The sequence below is a fragment of the Stenotrophomonas sp. STEN009 genome (assembly GCF_056760395.1).
In genome coordinates, this window is sequence record NZ_JBRRES010000026.1 from 19,774 (window position 1) to 33,251 (window position 13,478).

General features: G+C 68.3%; 12 protein-coding genes. 6 read left to right on the forward strand and 6 right to left on the reverse strand.

The window, feature by feature from the left end; translation table 11 throughout:
• The first annotated feature begins 29 nt into the window (after positions 1-29).
• Genes ACVOMM_RS12930 through pcaC form a run of 3 tightly spaced genes read left to right on the forward strand, consistent with a single transcriptional unit; the run spans position 30 to position 2,595 of the window.
• A complete protein-coding gene (locus tag ACVOMM_RS12930) occupies positions 30-1,373 on the forward strand; it encodes a 3-carboxy-cis,cis-muconate cycloisomerase (RefSeq protein ID WP_481526331.1) in 1,344 nt (447 codons plus the stop codon).
• Between the two features lie 25 nt (positions 1,374-1,398).
• Positions 1,399-2,184: a 3-oxoadipate enol-lactonase gene (gene pcaD, locus ACVOMM_RS12935; RefSeq protein ID WP_164152931.1), complete on the forward strand. Its 786-nt coding sequence runs from the start codon at positions 1,399-1,401 to the stop codon at positions 2,182-2,184.
• A gap of 24 nt (positions 2,185-2,208) precedes the next feature.
• Positions 2,209-2,595: a 4-carboxymuconolactone decarboxylase gene (gene pcaC / locus ACVOMM_RS12940; RefSeq protein ID WP_481526332.1), complete on the forward strand. Its 387-nt coding sequence runs from the start codon at positions 2,209-2,211 to the stop codon at positions 2,593-2,595.
• Between the two features lie 74 nt (positions 2,596-2,669).
• Here the strand turns inward: pcaC and ACVOMM_RS12945 are convergent, their stop codons facing one another.
• Both ACVOMM_RS12945 and ACVOMM_RS12950 read right to left on the reverse strand, forming a co-directional pair.
• Complete coding sequence (locus ACVOMM_RS12945) at positions 2,670-3,527, reverse strand: IclR family transcriptional regulator domain-containing protein (protein WP_164152939.1); 858 nt, start codon at positions 3,525-3,527, stop codon at positions 2,670-2,672.
• Positions 3,528-3,628: 101 nt separating this feature from the next.
• Positions 3,629-6,052: a membrane-bound PQQ-dependent dehydrogenase, glucose/quinate/shikimate family gene (locus ACVOMM_RS12950; protein ID WP_481526333.1), complete on the reverse strand. Its 2,424-nt coding sequence runs from the start codon at positions 6,050-6,052 to the stop codon at positions 3,629-3,631.
• Positions 6,053-6,348: 296 nt separating this feature from the next.
• Between ACVOMM_RS12950 and ACVOMM_RS12955 the strand changes: the two genes are divergently transcribed.
• Positions 6,349-6,888, forward strand: coding sequence for an adenine phosphoribosyltransferase (locus ACVOMM_RS12955; protein ID WP_481526334.1), 540 nt, complete (start codon positions 6,349-6,351; stop codon positions 6,886-6,888).
• Positions 6,889-6,968: 80 nt separating this feature from the next.
• Here the strand turns inward: ACVOMM_RS12955 and dbpA are convergent, their stop codons facing one another.
• Positions 6,969-8,345 carry an ATP-dependent RNA helicase DbpA gene (gene dbpA / locus ACVOMM_RS12960; protein WP_053517757.1) on the reverse strand — a complete coding sequence of 459 codons (1,377 nt, stop codon included), beginning with the start codon at positions 8,343-8,345 and terminating at the stop codon, positions 6,969-6,971.
• Positions 8,346-8,414: 69 nt separating this feature from the next.
• Positions 8,415-9,494: a YeiH family protein gene (locus tag ACVOMM_RS12965; protein ID WP_262218409.1), complete on the reverse strand. Its 1,080-nt coding sequence runs from the start codon at positions 9,492-9,494 to the stop codon at positions 8,415-8,417.
• A gap of 101 nt (positions 9,495-9,595) precedes the next feature.
• Here ACVOMM_RS12965 and ACVOMM_RS12970 point away from each other — a divergent pair, with 101 nt between their 5' ends.
• Both ACVOMM_RS12970 and ACVOMM_RS12975 read left to right on the forward strand, forming a co-directional pair.
• Positions 9,596-10,471, forward strand: coding sequence for a LysR family transcriptional regulator (locus ACVOMM_RS12970; protein WP_481526335.1), 876 nt, complete (start codon positions 9,596-9,598; stop codon positions 10,469-10,471).
• A gap of 51 nt (positions 10,472-10,522) precedes the next feature.
• Positions 10,523-12,403 carry an ATP-binding cassette domain-containing protein gene (locus ACVOMM_RS12975; RefSeq protein WP_065181328.1) on the forward strand — a complete coding sequence of 627 codons (1,881 nt, stop codon included), beginning with the start codon at positions 10,523-10,525 and terminating at the stop codon, positions 12,401-12,403.
• Between the two features lie 196 nt (positions 12,404-12,599).
• Here ACVOMM_RS12975 and ACVOMM_RS12980 read toward each other — a convergent pair whose 3' ends face one another.
• Both ACVOMM_RS12980 and ACVOMM_RS12985 read right to left on the reverse strand, forming a co-directional pair.
• Complete coding sequence (locus ACVOMM_RS12980; RefSeq protein ID WP_053517751.1) at positions 12,600-13,061, reverse strand: c-type cytochrome; 462 nt, start codon at positions 13,059-13,061, stop codon at positions 12,600-12,602.
• A 9-nt stretch (positions 13,062-13,070) separates the two neighbouring features.
• Entirely contained in the window at positions 13,071-13,463 is a 393-nt protein-coding gene (locus tag ACVOMM_RS12985; protein WP_053517750.1) for a c-type cytochrome, read from the reverse strand.
• Between the last annotated feature and the right edge of the window lie 15 nt (positions 13,464-13,478).

Genomic DNA, 13,478 nt, shown 5'->3' on the forward strand with positions numbered 1-13,478 from the left:
GCTGTGGCCACCCAGGATGGACTGCACCGATGAGCCTCTCCCCAACGCTGCTGGGCGGTCTGTTCGGCGATTCTGCCGTCGACGCCGTGTTCAGTGATCAAGCGCGCCTGCAGGCGATGCTGGACGTCGAGCGCGCGCTGGCACGCGCGCAGGTGCGGTGCGGGGTGATTCCCGCCACTGCACTGGCCCCGATCGAAGCGGCCTGCCGCGCCGATCTGTATGCGCTGCCGGCGCTGTCGGCCGCCACCGCGCTGGCTGGCAACCCGGCCATTCCATTGGTCAAGGCGCTGACTGCGCAGGTCAAGGCGAATGATGCCGAAGCCGCGCGCTGGGTGCACTGGGGTGCCACCAGCCAGGACATCATCGACACCGGCGCCGTATTGCAGCTGCGCACGGCGGTCGGTCACGTGCAGGCGCGACTGCAGGTGCTGTGCACGGCGTTGGCGCGGCTGGCCGAGGCCGAGCGCGGCACCGGTCTGCCGGGACGCACGCTGCTGCAGCAGGCCGTGCCGGTAACCTTCGGGTTGAAGGCCGCCGGTTGGCTTGATGCCCTGCAGCGCAGCCAGCGGCGCCTGGATGCACTGGCCGAAGACACCCTGGTGCTGCAGTTCGGTGGCGCCGCGGGCACGCTGGCCTCGCTGCAGACGCGCGGGTTGGACGTGGCCGAAGCCCTGGCTGCCGAGTTGCAGCTGCCGCTGCCGGCGCTGCCCTGGCATACCGCACGTGATCGTATCGCCGAACTGGGCAGCGTGTTCGCGCTGCTGACCGGCAGCCTCGGCAAGATCGCCAGCGATATCGTGCTGCTGATGCAGTCCGAGGTGGCGGAGGCCTTCGAGCCGGCCGGGGAGGGCAAGGGGGGCTCCTCGGCGATGCCGCACAAGCGCAATCCGGTGGGCTGCGTGGCGGCCATCGCCGCCGCCACGCGCGTGCCGGGCCTGCTGTCCACGTTGTTCAGCGCCATGCCGCAGCCGCACGAGCGCGCGGCCGGGCAGTGGCATGCCGAGTGGGAGACCGTGCCGGAGATCGTCCGCCTGTGTGCGGGCAGCCTGGCCCAGGTGGACATGGTGGTGCAGGGCCTGCAACTGGACCGCGCACGCATGCGCCAGCATCTGGACAGCCATGGCGGCCTGCTCTACGCCGAGGCCGTGGCGGTCACCCTGGGCGAGCGTATCGGCAAGTCGGCCGCGCACGCCCTGGTGGAGCAGGCCGCGAAGCAGGCGCTGGCGCAATCGCAGCATCTTCGCGACGTGCTGGCGCAGACGCCGGAGGTCACCGCGCAGCTTTCCGCTGCACAACTGGATGCCCTGTTCGCTGCCGACAGCTGGCGCGGCATGGCCGATACCTGGATCGACCGCGTGCTCGCGCGCGGCTGATCCCACGTTCACCGCTGGAGCACGCATGCCCTTCCTCGACCTTCCGCAGCACCGCCTGCATTACCAGACCGAGGGCCGTGCCGACGCGCCATGGCTGACGTTCTGCAATTCGCTCGGTACCGACCTGGGCATGTGGCAGCCGCAGGTGGATGCGCTGGCCTCGCAGTATCGAATCCTGCGTTATGACCGTCGGGGCCACGGCCAGTCCAGCGCTCCGCCCGGCTTGTACACCGTGGCCGAACTGGGCGCCGACGTGCTGGCCCTGTGGGATCACGTGGGCGTCGAGCGCAGCCATTTCTGCGGTCTTTCGATCGGTGGTCTGACCGGGCAGTGGCTGGGCGTGCATGCGGGCAACCGGCTGCGCACGCTCACCGTGGCCGCCACCGCGGCGAAGATCGGCACGCTGGAGAGCTGGCAGGCGCGTATGGCCCAGGTCCAGCACGATGGCTTGTTGCCCCTCGTGGATGGCACCCGCGAACGCTGGTTCACCGCTGCCTTCGCACAGACCCATGCCAGCCAGGTGGAGGAGATCCTGCAGGTATTCCTGGCGACCCGCGTCGACGGTTACGTCGGCTGCTGCAACGCGGTGGCAACGGCCGACTTCCGCGATGTGCTGGGCCGCATCGGCGTGCCGCTGCTGGCCATTGCCGGTGATGATGATCCGGTGTGCGTGCCGACCGATCTGCAGGCAATCGCCGAGGGCGTGGCCCATGGCCACTACGCCGCTGTCCCAGGCCGCCACATCTGCAATCTGGAGTCGCCGCAGGCATTCACTTCCGCACTGGCTGCGCATCTTTCCGCGCAGCACTGACCCCCGCATAACAGGTAGACCACGATGGACGAACAGGAACGCTACGAAGCCGGCCTTGCGGTGCGCCGCCAGGTGCTGGGCGAGGCACACGTTGAACGCTCGCTGCAGGCGCGCACCGATTTCACCACCGAATTCCAGGACTTCATCACCCGCACAGCGTGGGGCACGGTGTGGACGCGTGAGGGGCTGCCGCGGCATACGCGCTCGCTGCTGACCATCGTGATGATGGTGGCGCTGGGCCACGACGAGGAGTTCAAGCTGCACATCCGTGCCGCCCGCAACAACGGCGTCACGCCGGAGCAGATCAAGGAAGTGCTGCTGCAGGCTGCGATCTACTGTGGCGTGCCTGCGGCCAACCACGCCTTCGCGCTGGCTAAGCCGATTCTGGAAGAGCAGGCCGCCGACGGCTGATGCCGGTTCCGCCGGGCGTGGCCCGGCGCGCGCAGCGGCCGACGATGACGCCGGGCCATGCCCGGCGGCGTGCCTCAATTCAACAACGTGCCCAATCGCTGCGCCGCTTCACGCAGGCGCGGCAGCAGCTGGGTCTGCATCACGCCCAGACCGATACGGCCCGCCTGGGTGCCGATGTTCAACGCACCAATCACGTCACCGCTGCGCGAACGCACAGGCACTGCGATCGAGCGCAGGCCGATCTCCAGTTCCTGGTCGACCAGGGACACACCTTCGCGGCGCACCTTCTCCAGCGTGTCCAGGAAATCATCCATACGGGTGATGGTGCGCTCGGTGCGCGGCCGCAGCGGATTGCGTTCCAGATAGCCTTCCAGCGTGTCGCGCGGCAACGCCGCGAGCAACACGCGGCCCATCGATGTGCAGTAGGCAGGCAGACGGCTGCCCGCGCGCAGTCCAATCGACATGATGCGTACGGTTTCCGCACGTGCCACGTACAGGATGTCGTCGCCGTCCAGCACGCCCAGCGAGCAGGATTCATGCACGTCGTCGCGCAGGGCATCGAGCACCGGCTGCGCTGCGGCGGTCATCGACGACGACGCCACATAGGCACCGCCCATGCCCAGCACGCGCGGCAGCAGCACGTAGCCACGGCCCTGTTCGCCGACATAGCCCAGCTTTTCCAGCGTATACAGCACGCGCCGCACCGCGGCACGCGAGATGCCGGTATCGGTGCTGATCTGTGACATGGTCACTTCGCGCGGGTGCTGCGAGAACACGCTCAGCACGGCCAGGCCGCGACCGAGCGATGTCATGAAGTCCGGATCGCCCTGGTTGTCCTGGATCTGCTGCATCAGCTCATGGGCCAGGCCACGGTCCTGCGGCGGAGCAGGAGCGCGCTTGGGGCGACGGCTGGGAGGAACGGCGGCAGGCATGGCAGCAGCTTTCATCGGGTTCGACCTTGCATGGTAAGCGCTCGCACCAGCAACCGGTACCCGGGTAGCGCCGCCTGGCAGGCGACGCTACGGGGCAGGGTTCACCTGCGCTCGGGCAGCGCGTAGGCAATCACGTAATCGCCGCGGTCCGGCGACTGGCGGGCGCCACCGGCGGAGATCACCACGTACTGACGGCCGGTCTTTGGCGAGACATAGGTCATCGGCGTGCCCTGGCTACCCACCGGCATGCGTGCTTTCCACAGCTCATCGCCGGTACGGCTGTCGTAGGCACGCAGGTAGTAATCCTGCGTGCCCGCGAAGAACAGCAGGCCTGACTGGGTGGCCAGCGAACCGCCCAGGGTCGGCATGCCGATCGGGATCGACAGGCCCATCTTGATGCCCATCGGACCGGTGTCCTTCACCGTGCCCACCGGTACCTGCCAGACCAGTTTGCGGGTCGCCAGGTTGATCGCCGACATCGTGCCGAACGGGGGCTTCTGGCAGGGAATGCCAAGCTTGGACAGGAAGCGGTCGCGCAGCGAACCATAGGGCGTGCCGGTCTGCGAGGCCGCGCCCATTTCCACGCCGCCGTCGCCGCTGCTCATCTGCGCGCGCGGAATCAGCTTGGTCCACAGGCCCAGGCGCATGTCATTGACGAACAGATAGCCCGTGGTCGGGTCGACCGAGGCGCTGCCCCAGTTCATGCCGCCCAGCGAACCCGGCCATTGCAGCGCCAGGTCTTCGCCCGGCGGCGTGTACATGCCGTCGTAGCGGAACTGCTTGAACTGGATGCGGCACAGCATCTGGTCGATCGGGGTGGCTCCCCACATGTCCGACTCGGTCAGCGTTTCCGCGCCGATCTGCGGCAGGCCCACCGACAGCGGCTGGGTGGCGGCGTAGCGCTCGCCCTCGGCGTTGCCCTGCGGCGCCGGAATGTCGCGCACTTCGCTGATCGGCACGCCGGTCTGCCGGTTGAGCATGAAGATCTGCCCGGCCTTGGTGACCTGCAGCAGCGCCGGCAATGTGCCGCCCTTGCCGTCGGGTACATCGATCAGGGTCGGCTGTGCGGGCAGATCGTAGTCCCACAGATCGTGGTGTACGGTCTGGTACACCCAGCGTTCCTTGCCGGTGGCGACGTCGAGCGCGACCACGGCAGAGCTGTACTTGTCGTCCTGCGGCGTGCGTTCGCCGGCCCACTGATCCGGCGTGGTGTTGCCGGTGGGCAGGTAGACCAGGCCCAGTTGCGGGTCGTAGGCCATCGACGTCCACACATTCGGCGTCGCACGGGTGTAGTGGATCGACGGATCCAGCGGCACGTCCGGGGTCTCCTTTGAAAGATCCCAGATCCAGACCAGCGCACCGGTGCGCACGTTGTACGCACGCACCACGCCGGACGGTTCACCCACTTCGATGTTGTCGGCCACCCGGCCGCCGACCACGATCAGCTCGCCCGCCACCAGCGGCGCGGCGGTGAGGGTGTAGAAGCCGGGCTTGATCTCGCCCATGCCGACCTTCAGGTCGACCACCCCGTTGCTGCCAAAGTCCGGGCACAGGGCACCGGTGTTCGCATCCAGCGCGAACAGGCGGGCGTCGATGGAGGTCATCAGGATGCGCTTCCCGCACAGCGCCGGGCCGGTGCTCGCCACGTCAGTGGCCGGCACTGGTGCCGGTGCCGGTGCAGCCGTCGTCGCGGCGGCCGGTGCGGTGGTCGCATCGAAATAGCCCAGGCCCCGGCAACGCTGCCAGTTCGGTGCAGTGGCCTTGGGATCGAAGGCCCAGCGCTGCTTGCCCGAATCGGCATCAACGGCGATCACCTGGTTGTGCGGGGTGCACAGGTACAGGGTGTCGCCGATCTGCAGCGGGGTGTTCTGGTCTTCGGCGCCGAAGCCGTTGCTTTCCGGTACATCGCCGGTACGCGCGGTCCAGGCCACCTGCAGCTCTTTCACATTGGCCGGGGTGATCTGGTCCAGTGCGGCAAAGCGGGTACCGGCGGTGGTATTGCCCCAGTGCATCCAGTCGCGCTGCTCAGCGCCCTTGGCCACGGGCACTACGGGGGGTGTGGTGCCCTGCGCCGCCTGCACGGGACGCGGCTGGAACGCTGCGAATGCAGTACCCAGCAGACCCACCAGCAGCACTGCAGCCACGCCATAGGCGCCGCGACCGGCCACCTGGCCGCGGCTGCGGCGCAGCACCGGCCAGGCCAAGGCGACCAGCAGGGCGAGCACGGCGGGCATCACCAGGCGCGAAACCAGCGGCCAGAAATTCCAGCCGGCATCCACCAGCGCCCACAGCAGCGTAGCCACGAACGCCAGGCCGTACAGCAGCGCACCATTCGGCCGGCGCATCACCAGCAGCACGCCGGCCACGGCAGACGCCACACCCATCAGCAGGAAGTACCAGCTGCCCCCCAGCTGCACCAGGCGTACGCCGCCGACCAGCAGAGCCAGGCCGAACAGCGTCACCAGGATGCCGAGCAGGATCACCAGCACACGGCACACGGCCGGAACCTTCGTCGTCTCGTCCACGTTGCATGAACCTCATTGCAGGAACCCGCGCGGAGGCGGGGAAGCCCCGCGCGCGCCAGGCGTGGCGGGGGCCGACGGCATCCAGGGCGGCTGCGGGCCGTGACGGCGTGCAGGCGTCGATCTGCTTATGACGCAAGGCGGGTGAATGACCGATCACGGCGATTATCGCACGAGTGTGCGATTTTGGCGTGATGCTGTGTCGCCATTGATGGAACGCAGCGGCGCGAAGATGCCGGGAACGGGCAGCGTACGGACGAACCGGTTACCCTATGCCGCCATACAAGCTGGTAGCTGCAATGACCGACGCCACCGTGGCCGTCCCCGCGTGGGCCTCGCGCCTGCGCGACATCGCCGATTTCCCCAAGCCCGGCATCCTGTTCAAGGACATCATGCCGCTGCTCGCGTACGGCGAGGACTTCCGTGATGCCATCCGCGCGATGGCCGACCGCTGGCGCGACCAGAAGCTGGACGCGGTGGTGGGTATCGAATCGCGTGGTTTCATCCTGGGCGCCGCGATGGCACTGGAACTGGGCGTCGGCTTCGTGCCGGTGCGCAAGCCGGGCAAGCTGCCCGGCCAGGTGCTGCGCGAGGAATACACACTGGAGTACCGCAGCGACTGCATCGAAGTGCATGCCGATGCGCTGGCGGCCGGCGCGCGCGTGGCGATCATCGATGACGTGCTGGCGACCGGCGGCACGCTGGTGGCCGCATTGTCGCTGGTGCGCCGGCTGGGCGTGGACGTGGTCGGTGCTGGCGTCCTGGTCGAGCTGGATGGCCTGGGTGGCCGCGCCCGCTGGCAGGCGGACCTGCCGCTGCACACCGAGCTGGTGTTCTGAGACTGCCGCCGGGCATGGCCCGGCGCTACCGGCTCTGGAACTGTCGCCGGGCATGGCCCGGCGCTACCTGTCGCTGGGCCTTACATCATCCGTACGCGGAAGCGGCGGCCCTTGATCTTGCCGGCCTCCAGTTTCGCCACGGCCTTGCTGGCCTGCTCGCGCGCGATCGCCACGTAGGAGCGGGTCGGGAAGATCGCGATCTTGCCGATGAACTTGCCCGACAGGCCGGCGTCGCCGGTCAAGGCGCCGAGGATGTCGCCCGGGCGCAGCTTGTCTGTCTTGCCACCGTCGATGCGCAGGGTGCGCATCGCTGCCTGCGGCAACTCGGCGGGACGTGACGTCGCCAGCGGCGTTTTCTGCCAGTCCAGCGCGTGCCCCATCTGTGCTTCGATCGCTTCGGCGCGGGTCTTTTCGCGGCCCGCCACCAGGCTGATGGCCAGGCCGCTGGCGCCGGCACGGCCGGTACGTCCAACGCGGTGCTGGTAGCTTTCGACATCGGTCGGCAGCTCGTAGTTGATCACCGCCGCCAGCTCTTCCACGTCCAGACCGCGCGCGGCGACGTCGCTGGCGACCAGCACGTTGCAGCTGCGGTTGGCCAGGAGCAGCAGCACTTCCTCACGGTCACGCTGCTCCATGTCACCGTGCAGGGCCAGCGCCGAGAAGCCGAACTGCTGCAGCGAATGGGCGACCTCATCCACGTCCTTGCGGGTATTGCAGAACACCACCGCCGATTCGGGCGTGTACTTGAGCAGCAGGCCGGCCAGCGCCTTCTGCCGATGGGCCGGCTCGACCTCGCAGAACAGGTGGCGGATGGCCGGCGCCTGGTCAGCGCCTTCCACCGTGACTTCAACGGCATCGCGCAGCAGATCACGTGCAATGGCACGGATGCTGTCGGGGAAGGTGGCCGAGAACAGCAGGCTCTGCCGGTCCTTGTGGGTGCGTCCGGCGATTTCGCGGATGGGCTCTTCAAAGCCCATGTCGAGCATGCGATCGGCTTCGTCCAGCACCAGCGTGCGCACCGCGCCAAGATTCAGCGCGCGCTTGCGTGCCAGCTCCTGCACGCGGCCAGGGGTGCCGACCACCACGTGCGGGTCGTGGCCTTCCAGCGAGGCGAGCTGCGGTCCCAGCGGTACGCCGCCGACCAGCAGCAGCAGCTTCAGGTTGGGGATGCCGGTGGCCAGCTTGCGGATCTGCTTGCCGACCTGGTCGGCCAGTTCGCGGGTCGGGCACAGCACCAGCGCCTGCACGCGGATCAGGCTCGGATCGATCGCCTGCAGCAGCCCCAGGCCAAACGCAGCGGTCTTGCCGCTGCCGGTCGGAGCCTGCGCGATCACGTCGCGGCCATCGAGGATGGCGGGCAGGCTCTGGGCCTGCACAGGGGTCAGGGTGGTGTAGCCGAGGGCATCCAGGCCGGGCTGCAGGGCCGGGCTCAGCGGCAGGGTCGAGAAGTCAGTCATGGCGCATTGTACCTGCGCGCGCGGCCGTCCCCGTCTCCCGGGGCAGCGGCCGTATCGGCAGACCTGCGCTCAGTGCAGCATCGCCAGCACGCCCTGGTGGATCGCCAGGCCACCGAACAGCAGCCAGGCGAACAGGAGCAGCGCCAGCAGCAGCGGCTTCAGGCCCGCCTGGCGCAGCGCGGAGACATGGGTGGTCACGCCCAGCGCCGCCATCGCCATCGCCAGCAGCACCGTGTCCAGCTGCACCAGCGCTGCGTGAAGTCCGGCGGGCAGCAGCTGCAGCGAGTTCATGCCGGCCACGGCGACGAAACCGAACGCGAACCACGGCACAACGATGCGGGCCTTGCTGCCCTCGGGCGTTGCCCTGCTGCCGCGTGCCAGCCAGAGCGACAGCACGACCAGGAACGGCGCGAGCAGCATCACCCGAACCATCTTGGTGATGACGGCGGTATCGGCAGCCGCCTCACCCACGGCACGGCCGGCAGCTACCACCTGCGCCACTTCGTGCACGGTCGCCCCGGTGAACAGGCCGTACTGCCGCGCGTCCATCGCCAGCCAGCCGTGCGACTGCAGCAACGCATACAGCGCCGGATACAGGAACATGGCAAGCGTACCGAACACCACCACGGTCGATACCGCCACCGTTACCTGTGCTGCGCGACCACGCACCACCGGCTCGGCCGCCATCACTGCCGCCGCGCCGCAGATGGCACTGCCGGCGCCGATCAGCATCGCCGCCTCACGCTCCATCCTGAACACGCGCGTGCCCAGCCAACAGGCCAGGCCAAATGTGCTGGCGACCACCAGCACGTCCATCAGCACGCCGGCGACGCCGACATGGCCGATGTCCTGGAACGTCAGGCGCAGGCCATACAGCACAATGCCGGCACGCAGCAGCCAGTGCTTGGCGAAGCCGATGCCTGCCGCGCTGCGCGGCGCCAGCCGCGGGTAGAGGGTATTGCCGACCGCGATACCGGCGACGATCGCCACGGTCAGCGCGCTCAGGCCATGCGCCTGCAGCCATGGCAGGTCCGCCAGATGAAGCGATGCCGCAGCGAGCAGGCCCGCCAGCAGCAGCCCGGGCAGGCGCGGCTGCCAGCGCTGCCGCAGAACGGGCAGGGACCAGGTGGAGGGGGCGGAGGTGCTCATCGCGGGACCGGTGTGGGGAACGATGAAAAGCGTGCGCCTGCGCCAATGACCTGTAAAACGAATAATATAAGTAGAATCTACCTGCTTTATAGGTAAAGGCCATGCGCCTGACTCTGCGCCAGCTACAGGTCTTCGTCGCCATTGCCGACCACGGAAGTACCTCCGCGGCCGGCCAGGCCATCGCGCTCTCGCAGTCGGCCAGCAGTGCAGCCCTGCAGGAGCTGGAGGCGCATTTCGGCACGCCCCTGTTCGACCGTGTCGGTCGCCGCCTGGTGCTGAACGGCCATGGCCGCGCGCTGCTGGAACCGGCCCGCGCGCTGCTGGTCAATGCCGTTGATCTCGAGCGCCAGCTCGCTGCCGGCGGGGACCCCGCGCAGGGGGCACCGTTGCGGCTGGTGCTGGCGGCCAGCACCACCATCGGCAACTACCTGCTGCCGGCGCGCATCGCCGACCTGTTGCGGCAGGCGCCACAGGCGGAAGTCGATCTGCGCATCGACAACAGCGCCGGCGTGGTCGCCGCCGTCCAGCGGCTGGATGTGGATGCCGGCCTGATCGAGGGGCCATGCCACGAGCGGGGTTTGCAGGTGACCGCGTGGCAGCAGGATCCGCTGGTGATCGTTGCCGCCGCCGACGCGGCGGCGCGCTGGTCGCTGGAGGATCTGCACGCGGCGCGCTGGCTGCTGCGCGAACCCGGGTCCGGCACCCGCGAGGCCGTGGAACAGGCGCTTCTGCCGCATCTGCGCGGTTTCGCGCAGACCCTGCAGCTGGGCAATACCGAGGCGATCAAGCAAGCCGCGATTGCCGGCCTCGGCGTGGCCTGCCTGTCACGTCACGCATTGGAGGAGCCGCTGGCACTGGGTCGCCTGCGTGTGCTGGATACCCCGCTACCCGCGCTGCAGCGCACGCTGTGGCTGGTGCGCCACCCAGGCAAGCAATGGTTGCCGGGTCTGCAGGCGTTGCTGGGGGAGGTGGGCTGATCGATCTCCGGGAGCAGCCCGGCCGGCGCCCCCAACCCGTACAATATCCGGATGCCTCTGATTACTCTGCAGAACGTCGACTTCAGCGTCGGCGGCCCGTTGTTGCTGGAAAAAGCCGAACTGTCGATCGAGCCGGGTGAACGCATCGCCCTGATCGGCCGCAACGGCGCCGGCAAATCCACCCTGCTCAAGCTCCTGTCCGGCGACCACAAGCCCGATGATGGCGAAGTACGCGTCCAGCAGGGCGTCCGTGTGACCCGCCTGGAACAGGAAGTGCCGCACGGCGCGGCCGGCTCGGTGTTCGACGTGGTGGCCGATGGCCTGGGTGAGCTGGGCCAGTGGCTGGCCGAGTTCCACCACCTCAGCCATGCCGACGAGTTCGACGGCGATGCACTCGGCCGGGTGCAGGCCAAGATCGACGCGGCCAATGGCTGGGGTCTGGACCAGCGCGTGGCCGAGACACTGACCAAGCTCGACCTGGATGGCGATGCGGAGTTCGCGCGCCTGTCCGGTGGCATGAAGCGCCGCGTCCTGTTGGGCCGCGCGCTGGTCTCCAGCCCGGACCTGCTGCTGCTGGACGAGCCGACCAACCACCTGGACATCGAAGCCATCGACTGGCTGGAAGCATTCCTGAAGGGCTGGAGCGGCAGCGTGGTGTTCGTCACCCATGACCGCCGCTTCCTGCGTGCGCTGGCCACCCGCATCGTAGAGATCGATCGCGGCCAGGTCACCAGCTGGCCCGGCGACTGGGCCAACTACGAACGCCGCCGCGAAGAGCGCCTCAACGCGCAGGCGCAGGAGAACGCGCGCTTCGACAAGCTGCTGGCACAGGAAGAAGTGTGGATCCGGCAGGGCATCAAGGCGCGCCGCACCCGCGATGAAGGTCGCGTGCGCCGGCTGAAAGCGATGCGCACCGAACGGTCGCAGCGACGCGAGCTGAGCGGCAATGTCCGGATGGAAGCGGCACAGGGCGTGAGCTCCGGCAAGAAGGTCATCGACGTCAAGGACATTTCGTTCGCGTTCGGCGACCGCACCATGGTCCGCGACTTCACCACCACCATCCTGCGCGGCGACCGGATCGGCCTGATCGGCCCCAACGGCAGCGGCAAGACCACCCTGTTGAAGCTGCTGCTGGGTGAACTGCAGCCGCAGAAGGGCGAGGTCAACGCCGGCACCAACCTGCAGGTGGCCTATTTCGACCAGTATCGTGCCGTGTTGCGCGAGGACTGGAGCGCCATCGAGAACGTGGCCGAAGGCCGTGATTTCCTCGAGTTCAACGGCAAGCGGAAGCACGTGCATGCCTATCTGCAGGACTTCATGTTCACGCCCGAGCGCGCGCGCGCGCCGATCACCCGGCTGTCCGGTGGGGAGCGCAACCGCCTGCTGCTGGCCAAGCTGTTCGCGCAGCCGTCCAACCTGCTGGTGATGGACGAACCCACCAACGACCTGGACGTGGAAACGCTTGAGCTGCTGGAAGAGCTGCTCGGCGAGTACACCGGCACGCTGCTGCTGGTCAGCCACGATCGTGATTTCATCGACAACGTGGTGACGTCCACGCTGGTGATGGAGGGCGACGGCGTGATCGGCGAGTACGTTGGAGGCTATACCGACTGGCAGCGCTACGCGGCCAGTACCGCAGCGGCAGCAGTGCCCGCCGCTGCCAGGCCGGCGGCAGCGGCTGCGCCTGTGGCTGCCGCGGAACCTGCCGCGGTCAAGCGAAAGCTCAGCTACAAGGAAGCGCGCGAACTGGAGCAGCTGCCGAAGACGATCGAGAAGCTGGAAGGTGACGTCGAAGGCCTCACCTCAGCGATGAATGATCCCTCGTTCTACACCCGCAGCAGCGCCGAGGTGACGGCACACACGCAGCAGCTGGCCAAGGTGCAGGCCGAACTGGACGCCGCGTACGCGCGCTGGGAAGAGCTGGAAGGCTGATCGTTGACCGACGCTGGCGGTGCGAGGGTAGCGCGGGGCCATGCCCCGCGGGCGCACAGCGCGGGCTTCTGGCGTTCCGCCGGGCATGGCCCGGCGCTACCGGAACGCAGGCGGGGTGCGAGGGTGGCGCGGGCTTCTGGCGTTCCGCCGGGCATGGCCCGACGCTACGGATGCGGGGCGCCACGGCGCCCTGATCCTATTTGACCCCGTGCAGATCCCGCAGCTGGCTTGGCCGGCTGCCGAAGTACGCCGCCAGGTCGGCGATGTCCTGATCGCTCAGGTCCGTCGCCTGCGGCGTCATCAACGCGTGCTGGCGGTCGCCGGAACGGTAGGCCTGCAGCGCATGCGCGAGGTAATCACCGTACTGCCCACCCAGTTTCGGGTAGGTCGGATCGATCGGGGCGTTGCCGTCGGCACCATGGCAATCGATGCAGCTCTGGTTGGTGGCCTTGCCCTTCACCTTGGCCCGGGCTTCACCGGCAGCCTCACGGCCGGTGGGCAGGCCTGCCGACGATGAAGAGCCGTGCTCGCCGCTGGCATGGCCCGGATCGGCGGCGGATTTCTCGCTGTTCTCCACCTGTGACTGCGAGCAGGCCGCCAGCAGCAGGGCGACGGACAGGGCGATGGCATGACGCAGTGGATGCGCGGCTTTCGACATGGGCGGGCCTTACTTGACGGTGGACAGGTAAACAGAGAGATCGGCGATCTCCTGTTCGCTGAAACTCATCGACTGGGCCTGCATCGTCGGATGCCGGCGCTTGCCCTGGCGGTACTCGGTCAGGGCCTGGGTCAGGTACTGCTGGGTCTGGCCACCGATCTTCGGTACCCGGTAACTCGGGTAGGCGTTCTTGTAACCGGTGATGCCATGGCACCCCTGGCAGGTGTAGGCCAGCACCCGGCCATTGTCGTAATTGCCGGCAGGTGCGGCGGCGGCAGCAGCGGCGGGTGCCGGGGCTGGGGCGGGTGCTGCGGTCGTGGTAGCTGGAGCGGGCTGTGCGGCGGCCCCGAGGGGCAGGAGGACGGCCAGAGCGAGACAAGCGGCGAGCGGCTGCGGGCGCATGATGTCGTTTCCGGG